At 39.7% G+C, this 18463-nt stretch carries 17 protein-coding genes; 16 read left to right on the top strand and 1 reads right to left on the bottom strand.

The window, feature by feature from the left end:
* Positions 1-33 precede the first annotated feature (33 nt).
* Positions 34-1719 carry a GW domain-containing glycosaminoglycan-binding protein gene (locus EL241_RS09730; RefSeq protein WP_126320538.1) on the bottom strand — a complete coding sequence of 562 codons (1686 nt, stop codon included), beginning with the start codon at positions 1717-1719 and terminating at the stop codon, positions 34-36.
* A gap of 232 nt (positions 1720-1951) precedes the next feature.
* On the opposite strand from EL241_RS09730, the gene EL241_RS09725 reads away from it, so the two are divergent.
* The 16 genes from EL241_RS09725 (at position 1952) to cshA (ending at position 18241) form a co-directional block, all read left to right on the top strand.
* Entirely contained in the window at positions 1952-3337 is a 1386-nt protein-coding gene (locus tag EL241_RS09725; protein WP_232020875.1) for an amino acid ABC transporter substrate-binding protein/permease, read from the top strand.
* Positions 3330-4058, top strand: coding sequence for an amino acid ABC transporter ATP-binding protein (locus tag EL241_RS09720; protein ID WP_003754789.1), 729 nt, complete (start codon positions 3330-3332; stop codon positions 4056-4058). Before EL241_RS09725 ends, EL241_RS09720 begins: the two co-directional genes overlap by 8 nt.
* 234 nt (positions 4059-4292) lie before the next feature.
* Positions 4293-4727, top strand: a complete 435-nt coding sequence (locus EL241_RS09715) for a hypothetical protein (RefSeq protein WP_077912767.1) — start codon at positions 4293-4295, stop codon at positions 4725-4727.
* An 8-nt stretch (positions 4728-4735) separates the two neighbouring features.
* A complete protein-coding gene (locus EL241_RS09710; protein WP_232020822.1) occupies positions 4736-5626 on the top strand; it encodes a glycosyltransferase family protein in 891 nt (296 codons plus the stop codon).
* A 219-nt stretch (positions 5627-5845) separates the two neighbouring features.
* Positions 5846-7078, top strand: a complete 1233-nt coding sequence (locus EL241_RS09705; RefSeq protein ID WP_170166159.1) for a glycosyltransferase family 2 protein — start codon at positions 5846-5848, stop codon at positions 7076-7078.
* Positions 7056-9710, top strand: a complete 2655-nt coding sequence (locus tag EL241_RS09700) for a glycosyltransferase (RefSeq protein WP_126320536.1) — start codon at positions 7056-7058, stop codon at positions 9708-9710. Before EL241_RS09705 ends, EL241_RS09700 begins: the two co-directional genes overlap by 23 nt.
* A gap of 166 nt (positions 9711-9876) precedes the next feature.
* Positions 9877-10080, top strand: coding sequence for a hypothetical protein (locus EL241_RS09695; protein ID WP_036106065.1), 204 nt, complete (start codon positions 9877-9879; stop codon positions 10078-10080).
* Positions 10081-10377: 297 nt separating this feature from the next.
* On the top strand, positions 10378-10521 hold the full coding sequence (locus EL241_RS13680) for an Lmo0850 family protein (RefSeq protein WP_169308986.1): 144 nt from the start codon (positions 10378-10380) through the stop codon (positions 10519-10521).
* 139 nt (positions 10522-10660) lie between these two features.
* Positions 10661-11419 carry a hypothetical protein gene (locus tag EL241_RS09690; protein ID WP_036106068.1) on the top strand — a complete coding sequence of 253 codons (759 nt, stop codon included), beginning with the start codon at positions 10661-10663 and terminating at the stop codon, positions 11417-11419.
* A gap of 71 nt (positions 11420-11490) precedes the next feature.
* On the top strand, positions 11491-12054 hold the full coding sequence (locus tag EL241_RS09685; protein ID WP_052009176.1) for a TetR/AcrR family transcriptional regulator: 564 nt from the start codon (positions 11491-11493) through the stop codon (positions 12052-12054).
* A gap of 4 nt (positions 12055-12058) precedes the next feature.
* Positions 12059-12394: a DMT family transporter gene (locus EL241_RS09680; protein ID WP_003754809.1), complete on the top strand. Its 336-nt coding sequence runs from the start codon at positions 12059-12061 to the stop codon at positions 12392-12394.
* Entirely contained in the window at positions 12394-12711 is a 318-nt protein-coding gene (locus tag EL241_RS09675) for a DMT family transporter (protein WP_003754810.1), read from the top strand. Before EL241_RS09680 ends, EL241_RS09675 begins: the two co-directional genes overlap by 1 nt.
* An 88-nt stretch (positions 12712-12799) precedes the next feature.
* Complete coding sequence (locus EL241_RS09670; protein WP_036106070.1) at positions 12800-13915, top strand: D-alanine--D-alanine ligase; 1116 nt, start codon at positions 12800-12802, stop codon at positions 13913-13915.
* Between the two features lie 107 nt (positions 13916-14022).
* Entirely contained in the window at positions 14023-15390 is a 1368-nt protein-coding gene (locus EL241_RS09665) for a UDP-N-acetylmuramoyl-tripeptide--D-alanyl-D-alanine ligase (RefSeq protein WP_036106072.1), read from the top strand.
* A gap of 35 nt (positions 15391-15425) precedes the next feature.
* Positions 15426-16133 (top strand): alpha/beta hydrolase, encoded by a 708-nt coding sequence (locus EL241_RS09660; RefSeq protein WP_003754817.1) that lies wholly within the window; start codon positions 15426-15428, stop codon positions 16131-16133.
* Positions 16134-16708: 575 nt separating this feature from the next.
* Positions 16709-18241, top strand: a complete 1533-nt coding sequence (gene cshA, locus EL241_RS09655; RefSeq protein WP_115345774.1) for a degradosome RNA helicase CshA — start codon at positions 16709-16711, stop codon at positions 18239-18241.
* The last annotated feature ends 222 nt before the right edge of the window (positions 18242-18463 follow it).

The following is an 18463-nucleotide window of genomic DNA, read 5'->3' as shown; positions in this document are numbered from 1 at the left end:
AGCTGGTATCGATCATCGATACCAGCTTTTTTATTAATACGAGATCGCCCGCCGTTTCTGCGTTTTCCACGTATTATCCAGCGCTTTTTTGCTGATCTTGACATTTTTTTGACCTGTCCAACAATCATTGTAATAGAAATTATTTTTATCATAGCCAGTTAGTGTCAGAGCATGAACGCTGAAGCCGTGCATTTTCACCCAGACGACAACAGGTTTTTTATAACGTAAAAACCGTTCTAATGTCTTTGTGGAAGAACCGGTAAGGTCACGGGAAGAACCAGCATATTTTTTCACCAGCTTTTTCAATGCTTTCGGATAAATCGTCCAGCCATGCGTCGTGTATGGATTTCCGACGAACCCCTTATTCGGATTACTACTATGACGTGGCATTTCATTAGCTAATTTTGTTTTTGTTACTTTTTTCGCTTTGGTATACCGTAGCATCATTGTAACGGAAGTGATCTCGCAACCTGTTGGAAGTTCAGGACGTTGTTTAATGATCGGTACGGAAAGGAGCAGTTTTGGACTCTTAAAGGCACTTTTTTTCATCCAACCTTTGACTTTGCCATTTACTTTGAATTGGTAAAAAACGGCGTGTTCTGTTTTTGCTTCCCGAACGACTTGAACGATCAGGTTATTGTAAGTTTTAGAAACACCAGTTTTTTTGGCGTTTTTGATTTTATAAGGCTTGTTGTAGATGGCCGTTTTTTTCGTTGCGACACGTTTGTCGAAACTTACCTTTTTATCGTAGCTCAATTTATCATAAGGGGAAGTAAATGCGCTCGTTTTCATCCAACCGATCGTTTTATTTTTATAGCGGAATTGATAATACGTCCCATGCTTGGTCTTGGCAGATTGAAGGATATGGACGGTTTTTTTGTTATAAGTCTTAGCGGTGCCGACTTGTTTGACACCTGCGACTTGATAAGGTTTCGAATAGATTTTTTCGGTAGTGGAATTTACTTTTTTGTCAAAGTTGACTTTGCTTTGTGAGAGGATCGGATCTGCTTTAGGAGGTTCTACTTTTTTATAAGTATAGGTCACAGTTTCTGCTTGGCTGGAAAATGTTCCTTTTGTCTTGCCGGCTGTTTTCGCGAGGGTGTAGTTTTTGATTGTTTTTGGCTTGGTTTGATAACTGTTGCCGATCGCACCTTGCAACGTTTGTTTCGTAGCGATCGTTTTTCCGGCTGTATCTACAAATAGAACTGTGATCGGAGCAGCTTTATTTACTTGATACGTATAGACGATATCCGCTTTTTTATCGGAAAAAGTCCCGTTAACAGCACCAGTTGTTTTGCTCAGTGTATAGTTAGCGATCGTTTTGGGTTTGGTTTGATAGGTTTTGCCCCATTCTCCGGTCAGCGTTTGTTTCGCAGCTAACGTTTTACCTTGTGTATCCAAATAAGAAATCGTGACAGGAGCCGTTTGTTTGGCTTCATAGGTATAATACAGATACGTTTTTTCACCTGCTTGTGGAAATTTCCCAGCTGGCTGATCTGGCGAGGACACTAGGTTATATCCCTCAAATGCCAATGCTTCTGTCTGATAATCTGCACCTGGTTCTCCCTCTGTTGTTACTTCTTTCAAGACCTTTTTGTCTTTGGTCTGATAGGTCGTTATCACTTGGCTCTTCTCGGTCGTAGCCGCGATTGCAGTGTAAGGACTGAAAAGAGAAAAGCTGAGTGCGATAGCGATAAAAAGACAACCCCACTTTTTCATAGCTAACCTCCAATAGTATTTTTTATTTTATTATATAATGAAAGCGGATAAAAAGCCTATCTTTTTCTAAAAATGATTTTTGTTTGAAAAAATTATGAACTTTAGAACTTCTCAATAAAGAATCCTTATGGTAGAATTTAACAGTGTGATTATAAAAAGACTGGGGGAATTGCAAATGAAAAAATGTCTACGCATATTGTTTCCAGTTTTCGCAGCATTGATTTTGATATTCATGATTTCTGGAGTTTCAAAACCTGTCCATGCAGCTAAAACAGATACATATGAAATTGCGACTGACACCACATTCGCGCCATTTGAATTTGAATCTAAAAAAGGGGAATATATTGGTATTGACATGGATTTGCTCAAAGCCATCGCCAAAGACCAAAATTTCAAATACAAAATTAAACCACTCGGCTTCAACGCCGCTGTTCAAGCCTTAGAGGCAAATCAAGTAGATGCTGTTATTGCCGGGATGAGCATCACTCCCGATCGCGAGAAAAAATTCGATTTTTCGAAACCGTATTTTGAATCTGGCGTGGTAATGGCGGTCGATAAAGACGAAAAAAATGTCAAAAGCTATAAAGATCTGAAAGGCAAAAAAGTCGCTGTTAAAACAGGAACAGAAGGCTACGCGTTTGCAGACAAAATCAAAGACAAGTACGGTTTTAAAATCGTCACTTTCGATGAATCTTCACCAATGTACGATGACGTTAAAACCGGAAACTCGGCAGCAGCTTTCGATGATTTTCCAGTCCTTGCTTACGGCGTTCAGCAAGGAAATGGACTTAAAATCGTTACAGATAAAGAAAAAGGCGGCGAATACGGTTTTGCCGTAAATAAAGGTAAAAACAAAGAATTACTTGATAAATTCAACACTGGTTTAGCTAATTTGAAAGCAAACGGTGAATATAAGAAAATCACGGAAAAATATTTAGGTAAAAACGGTGAAGCGAGCCAAAAAAGTGGGTTCTTTGCCTCACTTGGTGAAAGCTGGCCGGCACTACTAGCCGGATTATGGTACACGATCCGCTTGACTGTGCTTTCGCTACTGATCGCCCTTATTATCGGGGTTGTATTCGGCTTTATGAAAGTAAGCCAAAACAGGATCGTTCGTGGCATCGCGACCGTGTATGTAGATATTTTCCGGGGAACACCATTACTAGTACAGGCGTTCTTCATTTACTTCGGTATCCCGCAAGCTCTTGATTTCCGAATGCCGGCATTCTTGGCCGCACTGCTTGCGCTTAGCTTAAATGCTGGTGCCTATATGGTTGAGATCGTCCGTGGCGGTATCCAATCCGTTGATTCCGGACAGATGGAAGCAGCCCGAAGTTTAGGTCTTCCATATCGTAAATCGATGATAAAAATCGTGCTTCCGCAAGCGATCCGTACGATGATTCCATCTTTTATCAACCAATTTGTCATCACACTGAAAGATACTTCGATCATGTCGGTCATCGGCCTGGTAGAATTGACTCAATCCGGGAAGATCATCATTGCGAGAACCTTCCAATCTTTTGACATCTGGCTGATTGTTGCCCTCATGTATCTGATCGTTATCACGATTTTGACCAAAGTATCAGATCGAGTGGAAAGGAGACTTCGAAATGACTAAATTAAAAGTAACAGGCCTTAAAAAGAATTTCGGAGCAAATGAAGTGCTGAAAGATATCAATCTAGAAGTTCAAGAAGGCGAAGTAGTTTGCGTCATTGGCCCTTCTGGTTCGGGTAAAAGCACGTTCTTGCGCTGTATGAACCACTTAGAAGAGATCACTGGCGGCACCGTCATTGTGGACGATTATAATATTACCGATAAAAAAGTGGATATCAACAAAGTACGCGAAAATATCGGCATGGTATTCCAGCACTTTAATCTATTTCCGCATTTATCCGTTTTAGAAAATATCACATTAGCACCAATCGAATTAAAAAAACAATCCAAACAAGAAGCTAAAAAAATCGGATTGCAATTATTGGAACGTGTAGGCTTGGCAGATAAGGCAGATAGTTATCCGAAACAACTGTCCGGCGGTCAAAAACAACGGGTAGCGATCGCGAGAGCACTAGCTATGAACCCCGATATCATGTTGTTCGATGAACCGACTTCTGCACTAGATCCGGAAATGGTCGGCGAAGTATTGAATGTTATGAAATCCCTCGTAAAAGACGGCATGACGATGATGGTCGTTACTCACGAAATGGGATTTGCCCGCGAAGTAGGCGACCGTGTCATTTTCATGGATGGTGGCTACATCGTAGAAGAAGGAACCCCGCAAGAAGTATTCGACACACCGAAGCACGAGCGGACGATTAGTTTTTTAGAAAAAGTATTGTAGGAAAAAGAGCAGCCAGCGCTGCTCTTTTTTTGTTCCCGAATATTATTTAAAAGCAGCTGCATTTGTGCGGCTGCTTTTTTAATGCCACTTCTTTTTAAAAGATGGAAAGTAGTGGCTGTTTCTTATTTAAACGAAAACTGCGTGGAGTCACACTTAGAAACAGTATTAGAAAGTTGCTATTATAAAAATGGAAACGAAAATCCGGGGTGAAAGTTATTCAAAAGGAGATTGAATGTGAAAAAAATATTAATTAGAGCGGGCGCGAATCCCTATGAACAAAAAACAGCTTTTGACTTGATGAAAGCAGATTACATCGGTGGAAATGTCGGTAATCTGATATTTGCACACAGCCTGTTCAGAAACCTAACTACTAACGATACAGTATTAGAAGCAGATGGTTATCGCGCATCTGCTAGTCAAGCAGACCAAATCAATGAGACATATGCAGGTTTTGTAATACCGCTAGCTGATGCCTTTCGCGGTGATTTTGAAAACAACTTGAGCCAGCTGACACTACTAGTGAAAAAGTTAACGATCCCTGTCTATTTAATCGGAGTTGGGATAAAAGCGCCTATCCAATCGAAAAGTGAAGATCTGCACTTTTCATATGATGATACGGTAAAAGATTTATCAAAGCGATTCTGGAAAAATCTAGCATTGTCGGTATAAGAGGAGAGATGACAGCAAGGTACTTAACCAATCTCGGCTTTAAAGAAGGTACGGATCATATGGTGATTGGCTGTCCATCCATGTACACCTATGGCGAAAACCTAAAGATCCGTGAGATTGCCAAAGACAAAGGCTCAGAACTGCTATTATCTACCAATCGGTCGAAGTCTGCTCCTGGCCCCGTATTAAAGTATATCCACAGACTTCACGAAGCCTTTGAGAAAGCAAGCTTCGTCCCGCAAGGCTGGGATGAATTCAAGCTGATGTACACAGGTGTACCGACTTTTAAAATCGGCAGCTATCCATCCACGATGAAAGACATTGCCTACGAAAGCGGGAATGCAACGTTTTTTACAAGTGCGATTCGATGGATCACGCATATGCGGGGAATGGATTTTAGTTTTGGAACCAAACTGCACGGAAATATTACCGCAACGATCGCCGGAACACCAAGCATCACGATTCCGATTGACGCCCGGATGAAGGAGCTTGCTGATTATCACAACTTAACAAGAATGACACCGCAGGAAATCATCGAAAATCAAGGGGAATCTCTATTTGGACTCATTGAGAAAGTCGACATCCACTCCGCAGAAAAAACACAAGTACGTAATTATGAAAACTTTATTCATTTTTTAGAAAAAAATAATCTGGCTTATACGTATCAGAACGAAACGAATTATATGGATACCCCCTATGATCGGACATACGGACAATCAAATTATGGAGAGGAAATAGCACCAATTACAGCTTGCAAAGAAAAAGCGTTAAAAGAACGGATAAGCGTTATCACCAAGGCAAACTATCAGCGTCAAGATATTTATGTATCCCGCCAAAAGGCACTTTATAAAAAAATAGCAGAACAGGAGAAGTTCTTTTCTAATTTAACACGCCGTTGAAAAAAATGCTCCGTGGGGAAGAAAACAATGTGAAATCAACGCCTTTGCCGACCACGATTTGCGCCATTGTTTTTTCAATTCAATCAGAGTGGCATGTCAATTAATTCACAAAAAGACACCAATTAGACATTGCTCAAATGCAAATAAATAGAAAAAATAAATAAGTTAAAATAAATTCCGTTAGTTGTTAGTGAAGTAGTGAAAGAGGGAGAGGATTCTTTGTATGTTTCAGTTGTTGTACCCGTCTATAATGTTGAAAAATATGCAAAAGAAATGATACGTAGTTTGATCCAACAAACAATGAAACAAATCGAGTTTCTGATTGTCGATGACGGTTCGACGGATGCCAGTATGGACATCATCCAAGCGGAAATAAGAAATGATACTCGTTTTGTTATTCTCCAACAAGCGAATAAAGGGGCGGCCCATGCAAGAAATATCGGGATCCAGCATGCGACAGGAGAATACATCATGTTCATTGATGCGGATGACAAACTTGCAAAAGATGCAGCGACGCTTTTATATCAGGAAGGTATCACAAGCGGCACCGATATCGTTTATGGAAAAATGAAACGATTTACTACAGAAAAAGAGTGGTACTTAGAAAGCCATCTAGGTCGAAAAATCTATGCAGGAAAAGAGAAAAACATCTTAGCAAATAGCGAATTATTTTATTCGATCGGTCCTTGTGCCAAACTTTTTGCCAAACATTTATTTGAAAAAATCAAATTTCCAGAACATATCATCTTTGGCGAAGACCAGTATGTTACGTTTATGAGTTATGTCAGTGCCCAAAAAATCATTTTTTTGAACGAAGATATTTATTTTTACCGAATCAGAGAAGCAGGAGAACGATCTTTGACGCAAAAAAAAGAAGAATATCCCTTTGCGTATTTGAATTCGCTGATCAATCTTTTTCAACTGATATCACAAGGGTTTGAAAGGAATACTACCTTTTTGCCCGCAGAAAAGAAAGCGATCATGCATGCTTATTTTGAACGCTTGATCGAATTTGAGATTTTTCCGATTTTTAAATTGGTTTTCAAAAACCGGCGCTTTCAATCAAGAGGACTGGAAAACATCAGCAACTTCTTTGAAAGTATCGATAACGAATTGATAGAAGATTCGTCGATCATTGTTTATAAATTCATTGTGGAATTAAATAATATTTTTTTTATCCTTCAGAATAAAAGTTATCGTGATTACGTTACTCTCCAACGCCTTATTATCGAAAGTAATCCGTCTCTTTTTGAAAATGAGATCAAAAAAAACTACTTCTATAAATATCTATTAACTAAAAAAATAACCACTAGACCTTCTAATCTGCTTGCAGCAATTAAATACCGTATCATTGCATTTTGCAGGTATGGTTATGTTTTTCTAAGCAGCAAGGTTAGAACGAATATATTCAAAAGGGAGCAGTCAAGTTTTGGAAAAAAATATCGAATATAATGTGAGTATTATCATCCCCGTTTATAATGCCGATGCCTTTTTAGAAAGAACACTGGAATCGATCATCGCCCAGCAAACCAGAGGACTGACGTATGAAGTATTGCTGATCAATGACGGCTCAACAGACACAAGTGGTGAGATCTGCCTTCAATACAGTTTGAAATACGACAATTTTTATTACATCAAGCAACGTAATAAAGGTGTTTCCCATGCTAGAAATAAAGGGCTAGAAATCGCGCAGGGGGAATATATCTTGTTTTTGGATGCCGATGATCTGTTATTACCACAAACGATATATCATGCAATCACTACATTTGAAAAATATAAAGAAGAAACAAATATTCTAGCATATCCGCTGTATACCAAGGAAGGCAATGACATCAAACCACATATCCGTAATGCTAACTTCCGGCAAAAGAACAGAAGCGGCCTTTATAATATTGGTGAGTTTCCATTCTTGAATCAATGCACGATGAATGTAGTTATAAAAAATCTGGATGACGCAGATAAGATTTATTTCAATACATCACTCAAACAATGCGAAGATGCGCTGTTTAATACACAAATGGTACTTACGATGGGGAACATCGCCTTTTCAAATAATGGCGGATATGTCTATGATATCGGTCATGAATCGACTGTCGACAAATTTAAAAACCCAGTCGATATTGGCGATATGCTGCTACAGTTTTTTGAGAATCTCATCAACAATGCGCTCAAACATTACGGCAGCGTGCCAGCGTACGTTCAAAGCATGATCTTATACGAAATAAATTGGCGTTTTCTTCAAAATGTTTTATTTCCCTTTCATTTGAAAGAACCGGGATATGCAGAATGGATGGATAGGATCGTTCAGGTTTTTGACCATATCGAAGTCCATACGATTTTAGAACAACCACTGATGGATTATTATCATAAAATCTATTTTATTCAAACCTTCAAACAACAGATCATCCATAAAAACGATTCTTTTGGCTTACGCTTTTTCAGTAAAGACGAGCATATCCACACCCTTCAGCATGTGACGATCGTGTTTAATAAAATCAAAAAAATAGGAGAAGAACTGCAATTCGTCGGATATATCAAAGCGCCGTTACTGGACAATGCGGATGATGTCGCACTGGAGCTGACCAGTGAACAGCAGGATTACAAAAAAACAGTATGGCTGCGAGAAACCCCGGCCAGCTACTATAAGTCTCATCTCCAAGTGAGTTCCTTTTTGGGTTTTGACTTTACACTAGATCTTCGCCAAGAGGCAGAGCTTTTAGTGAAAGTAAAGATCAATGGTGTCGTTTATAAAACGGTTCCTTATTTTGAAGAGGATATTATCTTCAAAAAACATATCCAGTCAAAACATGTCGTTTTGCCAGAAACCATTATTTCCTATAAAGAAAATCCGTTTGCGATCCTTATCAGAGAGCGCAGCAAAAATCGGGATTTCGCGAAAAATGTCCTTGCCCACCAATCGAAGCTGTACGAGAAAAAAGGGCAGAGGAACGTTTTGACTTTTAGAAAATATAAAAAGCTCCTCGCTCTCGTATGGAAACAAAAACGAATTTGGCTTTATAACGACAGAATAAATACCCGAGATAACGCGTTTATTCAATTCAAGCACGATATGACTAAAAAAGACGGTGTAAATAGATATTATGTTGTTCGACATTTAAATGAGGTAGCAGGAGAAATCCCTAAGCAAAAGGTGGTCCTTTTTGGATCGCTAAAACATAAACTTCTTTTTTATTACAGTGAACTGATCTTAACTTCTTTTAAAGAGAAACTAGAATATTCGCCGCTTTCCAATCAAGCCTATAATGCGCTTTATTCGGAGATGAAACATAAAGTCGTCTATTTGCAACACGGCGTTTTAAATGCACACACTCCATGGCTGTATGGCAAACACAAAACGAACTTTGACAAATTTTTGATTTCCAGCGACTTTGAGAAGGAAAATCTCAAAAAACACTATGGCTACGCAGAAAAGGATCTGCTCCAAGCTGGAATGCCGCGACTAGACCTGATCACGTCAGGGACGAAAAAAAACAAGCTGTTGTTTGCCCCTTCGTGGAGAAAATCATTAGTGAAAGAAGATAAGTACCTAAACCGCACCATAGCAAAAGAAGCTTTTTACCAATCAGAATTCTTTCAAGCGATTCATGCGTTTATTAATTCACCGGAATTGAATGATATCCTAAAAACAAATAATTATCAGTTGGACGTAAAACTGCACCCGATCTTTATGGAAGAAGGTGCGCTTTTCAACACAGAGCAAAGCAATATTCATATTATCGAAAGCGGTGAAAAAATAGCGGTTGAGGAATATAAACTGTTTATCACTGATTTTTCCTCCTTTATGTTCGATTTCATCAAGACCAAGACAAAAATCGCTTTTTTCTTTCCTGATCTCAAACGATTTTTAGGAGGCAATCACATTTATAATCGTCTTGATTTCGATATCGATCAATTTGGAGAGCGGTATGAACGTCCAGAAGAAATCATTGCTTCTATCAACAGGTATATCACCGAGGACTTTCGTATTGAGCCTGAGTTGGAGGAATTATATGATGCATTTTACTATCAGCCTGTCCACAAGAACTATCGCGAAACGCTTTATCAGCAACTGTTTCATCTCTAAAATCCAACCAAATTGGTTTCCGGTTTGGTTTCTTTTTTGATTGGAAATTAGCCGCACGAGAGGGTGGTGACTAATATCCACGCAAAGTGCGTGAATCGATACTTAGAAGAAATATTTAAAACTTGCTATTATGAAAGGGGGATAAGGGAGGGAGTGACAGTTATACGTGATCAGCAGTCAAAAAATACATCAAGATTGCTTGGCGGAAGTATATAAAGAATTAGCAGAAATAGTGGGGCTGGAAACGATGCTAAAGCTATATGATGTACTAAAGGGACAGCAATTAAATTTTCCGACAAGATTATATGCAAGTGATAAAGTGAAACCAAAATCGTTAAAACCTATCGTGGCAAAAGTCCGCAAAGTTTAGCACGCGAATTCGGCTATAGTTCCAGATGGGTACAACAGGTCTTAAAAGAACATCATGACGGAAATAATACCGACTAAACCTATCGATAATAAATCAAGCTGCGGCTGCTGGAATCATTCAGGTAGCCGCAGCTTTTATGCTATTCGACAGGCGGAATTTATTTCGTAAAACTCCTTCTATTACAATATGATGAAAAATGTAAAAATTTCAAAAAAATCTAGGTTTATGGATTAACTTATGATAAAGTAGGTAATATAGAGAAAGATGGATGAAAACCAGAGGATTGGAGCGGTCAGGATGGAGCAAAACCAAGATGATTTAAAGAAAATAATCCTTCAGTTAAAAAAACAAGGCATTGAAGTAGAAGAGACTAAATCGCGAAAAGATGTACTGGAATCTCTTCAAAGTTCATTTAGAAAATTGGGATATAGCCTGAAATGAATGTAAAACCTGTGTCTTTTTTTAAGACGCGGGTTTTTTTATATTATTTAGTCGAAATGCGAGCTAAACAATATTATTCGCGCGCTTTTTGCGTTATGATAGGAGTAAGAAGAATTTTAGAATAGAGAGAGGAAGACCAATGAAAAAAGAGTTGAAAAAGGAGCAGTCCATTTATATTTATATTGATTATGTCATTAACAGTGTTGCCACTCGCGGCATTGATTTCTGCGATTTTGTAAATGGAATCGGACTACTCCCAGAAAATTTATTGTTACTCAAGCACCACTTAGATGACACTTCTTTTAATGCTCATACACTTTTTCATTATTTAGAAGCGGGCGATATTCATAAATTGCAAGTACAGGAAGAACGGAAGCAGGAAGCATTCAGCTGGATCGATTTTGAAGAGGTGGACCTGCTTAATCAGCTGACAGCTCAAGAAATCGCAGAGCTACTGTATTTGGCCCATACAGGAAGACATTTGCGTTCGCCGTTTTACTATAAATTGCAAAACAACTTTGTCTATTTGAGTTCATCGGATGGACATATCAACAAGACCTATTACCGTCACATCAATCGTTTTTATACATTGCTCAGCTATTGTATTACAAAACGGACAGCTGACTTAGTTTCGGAAAAAAGCATCTTCTCGTTCGGCAAGAAAAAAGATGTTGCCAATATTTCAGAATCGCTGATCGAAACATTAGTTCCGTTGTTTAAAGAAGGCGTTTATCTGGATTTTGCCAATGCCAAAAAATCACGTACGCAAATCGAGATCCCACTTTTCACCAATGTAGGGGAAGAGATCGTACACACGGATGCTATCGATAAAGGATCAGAAGTAGCTAGTATTATTTACGATAATCGACGTTCAGAATGGGAAATTGTAAAAAAATAAACCTTCAATGGTTTATTTTTTTGGTTTTCTATGTTATTATTTAACTAACGAACGTTAGGTAGGTGAATGAAATGTCAAAAGAAACGATCAAATCCACTGCGCTGCACTTTTTTGCTGAGATCGGCTATGAAGCGACTTCACTAGCAAAGATCGCTGCAGAAGTCGGAATCAAAAAACCATCGATCTACGCGCATTTTTCTTCTAAAGAAGCGTTGTTTTTAGAAGTTTATCAAGATGTACTGGAACTGGAACTGCAAAAAATCAAGCAATTGCAAAAGCAAGGGAAAAAGGGCGAAGCGTTATTAGAAGCTTTGTTTTATTATTTGACCGATATAAATACAGATAAATTAGGAAAGCAATTTTCTCAGCGTGCCATTTTTTATCCGCCGGAAGCGATTTCGGAAAGCGTAAAGAATATTACACAAACCTTTGAGAATCTTACAGTCGAAATTATGGAGCAGGCAGTACCTGCTTATTTCACCAAAGCACAAACGCTTCGCTGGATGCATGTTTTTTATATGATGCTTGATGGCTTGTTGATGGAAGGTAATTTATATGAATCAGAAGAAATTACAAAACGAAGAGAATCTGCCTGGCTTTTCTTGAAGCAGGCACTAACACAGAAGGAGGCATAACAACATGGAATGGATGTATTTGATTGGCGGTGGAATCGCTGAGATCATTTGGGCGCTAGGATTGAAAGAATCTCATGGGTTCACGGAGTGGGGCTGGAGTGCCATCACCGTGCTTTTTTTAACAATCAGCTTTTATTTATTTGCGAAAGCATTACGACTGGTACCGATCGGCACAGCATATGCAGTCTTTACAGGAATCGGATCAGCTGGTTCCGCAATAGTAGGAATCTTATTTTTAAATGAAAGTGTCAGCTTTTTTAAGATCGCAGCACTTGTTTTATTATTAGTTGGAATCCTTGGTTTGAAATTGATCGATGGAAAAAAGGATGGTGAAGCCTAATGGCATGGCTTATTTTAGTGGCAGCAGGTATTTTAGAGATGGTTTTTGTCCTGTTTATGAAACTATCGAATGGTTTTCGTAATTTGAAATTTAGTTTGTTGACATTTGCCACCATGGCGGTGGATTTTTATTTGCTATCACTTGCTCTCAAAGAGATACCGATCGGAACGGGTTACGCCATTTGGACAGGTATCGGAGCAGCGGGAAGTGTGATTCTTGGCATGCTTGCTTTTAAAGAACCGAAAAGCGCTCTTAAAATCCTCTTCTTGAGTTTTATCGTGATCGGTGCAGTAGGGCTGAAACTTACTTCTGCTTGAAGTAGATGATAATTTCCTAAAGATAATGCTTTTCATCCTCTGAAAACATGGTAAAATAGATTGGAGTAAAACGTGGCGGAGGGGTTAGATGAAAACCAAATTAATAGTATTATATGGCGGGAAATCCGCAGAACATGAAGTTTCTTTACAAACAGCTTTTTCGGTTATCGGTGCTGTTCAATTAGATAAATTTGAAATTCAGCCGATCTATATCACAAACGAAGGCGAATGGATAAGTGGTCCTGCGCTGACAGAACCGATTCGATTTGCGGAACAATTACGTTTCTTAGATGGAGAAACGACGCATTTAAGCCAAACAGAAGGAGAACCTTCCCATGGCGAATGGATCAATCCAGGCGAGATCTTAGGTTATAAAACGGAAGATACCGTTGTGTTCCCATTATTACATGGACCAAATGGAGAAGACGGCACGATTCAAGGCTTCCTTGAAGTATTGCAGCTTCCTTATGTTGGAAATGGCGTATTATCATCAGCCGCTGCAATGGACAAGATCATTATGAAAAAAGTATTTGCAGACGCAGCGATTCCGCAAGTACCCGCTGTTTCACTGCGCTTAGTAGATTGGCAAAAACATCAATCTGAAATGCTTTCTGACATTGAAGAAGTATTACAGTATCCAGTGTTTGTCAAGCCAGCAAACTTAGGTTCCAGCGTAGGGATCACAAAAGCAACAAGTAAAGAAGCATTAGCAGCGTCCATTAACGAAGCATTCCAATTCGACCGCCGCATTGTGATCGAACAAGGTGTGGTAGCTCGCGAGATCGAGATCGCCGTTCTAGGTAATGATACACCAGTATGTTCCGTACCAGGAGAAATTTTACCAGAAGACGGATTAGCACCTTTTTATGATTACAAAACGAAATATACCGACAATAAAACGGAACTTGCGATTCCTGCTAAAATCGATCCTGCTGTGCTAGAGCAAATGAAAGAATATGCGATCCAAGCTTATCTGGGTCTTGATGCAGCTGGTCTTGTACGTGCAGACTTTTTCTTGACGCAAGACAATCAGATCTTATTGAACGAAGTCAACACAATGCCCGGCTTCACCCCATACAGCATGTATCCATTGCTTTGGAATGAGAGCGGCATTCCCTATGCGGCATTGATCGAGCGTTTGGTAGAACTTGCGAAAGAACGCTTTGCTGCTAAAAGCGCATTAAAACATACTTTAGCGGAATAATAAATGACGCATATCGACAGCTTGAATGCAGTTCCAACAAACGGAACTGTTTTTCAAGCTCGTTTTTGTGCTTATGGAAGTACTTTAAGAACTGTGAGGGATAACCTGTGAAAAAAACGCTGAAAGAAATAAAAGAAATGCTCCAAATCGAAACGCGGAGTCCATTTGATGAAACACTTGTAACTGGGATCTGCTTTGATACACGTGTGATCGAAGCAGGAGATCTGTTTGTCCCATTCGTAGGAGCCGCACGTGATGGTCACGAATTCGTCGATCAAGCCAGAAAAGCAGGGGCCAGTGCAGCTTTTTGGCAGAAAGGCGTTCCGAACCCACCAGCAGATTTTCCGCTTATTTTTGTCGACGATACACTTCTTGCCCTCCAGCAGACAGCTGCGGTATATCTGCAGGAAGTAAATCCGAAAGTCATCGCCGTGACTGGCAGCAACGGGAAAACGACAACCAAAGATATTTTATCCGGCATGCTACGCGAAACATTTCGTGTGCACCGGACTGGCGGTAATTTTAACAACCATATCGGCCTGCCGTATACGATTCTGACAATGCCGGAAGATACAGAAGTTGCGGTACTGGAGATGGGAATGAACCATCGTCATGAGATCGAAGTACTTTCCCAAATCGCCCAACCAGATATCGCGATCATTACAAATATCGGCGAAGCACATATCGAATATTTGGGATCACGTGAGGAGATCGCCAATGCTAAATTTGAGATCGTTACTGGACTGAAAGCAGACGGACTGTTCATTTATCCAGGTGATGAGCCACTGCTTACCGAGCACACCGCTTTGCCAGCAAGATCGGTGACATTTGGTCGTACGGATCAGGCGACGATTTTCGCTACTACCATTAAAACTAGCGAAGAAGGAACGACTTTCACGACCAATCAAACTGCTGATAGAGAATTTTATGTACCGATCATCGGTGAACACAATGTCTTCAATAGTATGGCAGCCATGCTGGCCGCATTTGAATTAGGTGTGGAGCCAGAAACAATCCAAACCGCATTACGGCATATCGACCGATCGAAAAGCCGTTTAGAGTGGCTGACGACTCCAAAAGGCAGCCGTATCTTGAATGACGCTTATAATTCTAGTCCCACTGCCCTTAAAACTGTTTTGAACACCTTTTTAAATATGCCGACAGCTGCAAAAAAATATCTTGTTTTAGCAGATATGTTGGAACTTGGCGATTTTTCCGATCAGCTGCACCAAGAATCTGCCCGTACACTTGAAAATGGTGAAGTTGCCGGTGTCTTTTTATATGGAACTGCCATGAAAAATTTTGCTGACGAAGCAGCTTCCCTCATTGGTCAAGAAAAAGTACACTACTTTACAGACAAAGAAGCATTGACTGATGCGGTTTCTAACGCTTTAACAGGAAATGAATGGATACTGGTCAAAGGTTCTTATTCAATGGGGTTGAAAGATGTTGTAGAAAAACTTATGATAGGGTAATATGAATTAGATAAGAAGACAGGAGGAAATGCATCATGGTCGCTTGTTTATGCCTTCATGGCTATACAGGGTCGAAAGAAGAAGTAAAACCGCTAGCGGACTATTTACGCGCACATACAGATTGGGATGTGCTGACACCGACCTTGCCGGGTCATGATCACTTGCGTCATTTGAAACGAGTAACCTATAAAGATTGGCTGATTTTTCTGGAAAGTATTTTAACGCAACTACTGAAAGAAGATGAAGAAGTTTATATTATCGGCTTTTCCATGGGTGGATTGCTTGCAGGCTGGTTAGCCAGACATTACCCGCAAGTGAAAAAACTGGTATTGCTTAGCACAGCAGTCAATCAAACAGAACTCGAACAGATCGTTGCCGACTCAGAAGAAGTACCTGCTGCCTGCAAAAAGCACAAAGTGAAAGCTGGTCTATTATCAGGACGCTACAAAGAAATCGATGATATCCCGCTTTCTGCCGCCGATCAATTTCGTAAAATGGCAAATCTCGCACTTCCTGTTTTCGAACACATCGACATCCCAACATTCATTGCCCAAGGAAGCGACGATAGCGTTGTTGCCCCTACCGAAAGCGTCGATTATTTAATGAAACATATTCCGGGACCAAAAGAAGTATTTATTCTGGAAGGCTCGAAACATCTGATTTGTTTGGACAAACAAGCGGAAGCATTGTTCCGCGCTGTTTTAGTTTTTTTAGAAAAAGATAATGCTGAGTTTGGGAGATAGGCTCCCAAACTTTTTTTATAGGTGAAAAACCATTCTTTTTAGGATAAAGTTGTGACAGCTAAGGAGCAAACGTCATAATTATATTTTTCTTACTAGTGACTGTAGTCATTTTCATACAATCTTTTCTTACACAAGAATATTTTTATTTGTTCTTCTTGATTATTCCAATATAAGAAATTGGAAAAGGATCCCGCCAAAAATAAATAAAACAAAGAAGCGGGATTGCGAGTAATAAGGCAGTATGCTTCTTTATAATATTTTTTCTTAAGTTCTTCAGTTTGATTAATCCATATAATAATGGTATGATTATAGATGGAATTTTATTAGGTTTGAAAGCCTAGTGATAATTGAGGGCTTTTTTATAAAAAGAATAGCATCCTTTAAGTGGCATGCGGCAACCATATAAATCATTTGCTTGGTGCGCCAGGCTTTTCTATTGCAGAAAAATGAAAGTTAACAATGAAATTTTCAAACTAGCTGCAAGTGAACGGACAGTAATCGTCATACGAGTATTGTGATGGAAGTATAAAAGAGGCTCTCTTACCAAACTTTAAATAGGTAAAGGAGAAATGACATTGACAAAATTTTCGGAGTTCGGTTTAGACGAAAAAGTTGTGAAATCAGTAAACAGAATGGGGTTTGAAGAAGCAACGCCCATTCAAGAAAAAACGATCCCGCTAGGACTTGCAGGTAAAGACTTAATTGGACAAGCACAAACAGGTACAGGGAAAACAGCAGCATTTGGATTACCAATCATCAACAAGATCGATCAAAAAAATAATAACATTCAAGCACTTATTATTGCACCAACACGTGAGCTTGCTATCCAAGTGTCTGAGGAATTGTACAAATTAAGTTATGACAAACACGCTCGCGTACTTGCCGTTTATGGTGGTTCTGATATTTCGCGCCAAATTCGTTCACTTAAAAAGAATCCGCAAATCATCGTGGGAACACCGGGTCGTATGTTGGACCTTATCAATCGTCGTGTTTTAAAACTCGAAAACGTAGAAACATTAGTATTGGATGAAGCAGATGAAATGCTTAACATGGGATTCATCGACGACATCGAAGCTATTTTGAAATCTGTACCATCTGAAAGACAAACATTGCTATTTTCAGCAACAATGCCGGATCCGATCCGTCGTATTGCGGAACGCTTTATGCATAGCCCGGAATTAGTACGTATCAAAGCAAAAGAAATGACTGCTTTGCTAATTGAACAATTCTTCGTTAAAGTGCATGAAAAAGAAAAATTTGATGTCTTGTCCCGTCTATTAGACGTACAAGCACCAGAACTAGCAATCATTTTTGGACGTACAAAACGTCGCGTAGACGAATTATCTCGCGCTTTAGATATGCGTGGTTATGTTGCAGAAGGAATCCATGGCGATTTGACGCAAGCAAAACGAATGAGCGTATTACGTAAATTCAAAGAAGGAAAAATCGATGTATTAGTAGCGACAGACGTAGCTGCTCGTGGCTTAGATATTTCCGGCGTTACCCATGTATATAATTATGACATCCCGCAAGATCCAGAAAGCTATGTACACCGTATCGGTCGTACAGGCCGTGCTGGTAAAGAGGGAATGGCGATCACTTTCGTTCAACCGCGTGAAATGGGCTACTTGCGCATCGTGGAAGAAACAACGAAAAAACGCATGGAACCTCTTAAGCCACCAACTTGGGACGAAGCATTTGCAGGTCAATTGCGCGTAGCACAAGAAAAGATCGAAGAAGCGATCACGCAAGAAAACTTAGCTGACTATGCAGTTTTTGCAGGTCAACTACTTGAAAAATATGATGCAACAGATATTGCGGCAGCAATGCTTAAAATGATCGCTAAAGAACCAGACAAAACACCGGTTCATATTACCGAAGAACGCCCGCTTCCAAGTCGTGGCGGCGGCTACAAAGGTGGTAACAAAGGCGGCGGCAAAGGCGGGAACTCCCGTGGTAAAGGCGGCGGCTATCGCGATCGCAACAACAGCGGCAAAGGTCGTCGTGGAAGCGGCTCAGGCGGTGGCAACCGTGACCGTCGTGGCAATGGCGAACGTAGCAATAGCGGCAGCAACAGTTACAAAGGTGGAAATAAGAAATTTAAATAAGCCTCACAACCTAAAGCCAGCAAGGAGATAATAATCTTCTCGCTGGCTTTTTTTATGTCTATAAACAAGTAGGGGGCTAAAATCCATGCTTTATAGAATGCTCATTTTGATTATCAAGAAAAGCACATCCAAACTTTCGTCACAAAAAGTTCGAAAAGTGTTCGAACTTTGTTCGGTTTGTTATATGCTAAAATACAAGAGTACAGTAAAAATAGACATCAA

The sequence above is a fragment of the Listeria grayi genome (assembly GCF_900638015.1).
GTDB lineage: Bacteria > Bacillota > Bacilli > Lactobacillales > Listeriaceae > Listeria > Listeria grayi.
This window is presented reverse-complemented; position numbering and strand designations above follow the sequence as displayed.

Excerpts from the sequence above, each read along its gene's own strand:
- EL241_RS09670 (WP_036106070.1), top strand. The coding sequence starts at position 12,800 with ATGAAAACCAAATTAATAGTATTATATGGCGGGAAATCCGCAGAACAT.
- EL241_RS09710 (WP_232020822.1), top strand. The coding sequence starts at position 4,736 with ATGACAGCAAGGTACTTAACCAATCTCGGCTTTAAAGAAGGTACGGAT.
- EL241_RS09725 (WP_232020875.1), top strand. The coding sequence starts at position 1,952 with ATGATTTCTGGAGTTTCAAAACCTGTCCATGCAGCTAAAACAGATACA.
- EL241_RS13680 (WP_169308986.1), top strand. The coding sequence starts at position 10,378 with ATGGAGCAAAACCAAGATGATTTAAAGAAAATAATCCTTCAGTTAAAA.
- EL241_RS09680 (WP_003754809.1), top strand. The coding sequence starts at position 12,059 with ATGGAATGGATGTATTTGATTGGCGGTGGAATCGCTGAGATCATTTGG.
- EL241_RS09730 (WP_126320538.1), bottom strand. The coding sequence starts at position 1,719 with ATGAAAAAGTGGGGTTGTCTTTTTATCGCTATCGCACTCAGCTTTTCT.
- EL241_RS09675 (WP_003754810.1), top strand. The coding sequence starts at position 12,394 with ATGGCATGGCTTATTTTAGTGGCAGCAGGTATTTTAGAGATGGTTTTT.
- EL241_RS09685 (WP_052009176.1), top strand. The coding sequence starts at position 11,491 with ATGTCAAAAGAAACGATCAAATCCACTGCGCTGCACTTTTTTGCTGAG.
- EL241_RS09660 (WP_003754817.1), top strand. The coding sequence starts at position 15,426 with ATGGTCGCTTGTTTATGCCTTCATGGCTATACAGGGTCGAAAGAAGAA.
- EL241_RS09720 (WP_003754789.1), top strand. The coding sequence starts at position 3,330 with ATGACTAAATTAAAAGTAACAGGCCTTAAAAAGAATTTCGGAGCAAAT.
- EL241_RS09690 (WP_036106068.1), top strand. The coding sequence starts at position 10,661 with ATGAAAAAAGAGTTGAAAAAGGAGCAGTCCATTTATATTTATATTGAT.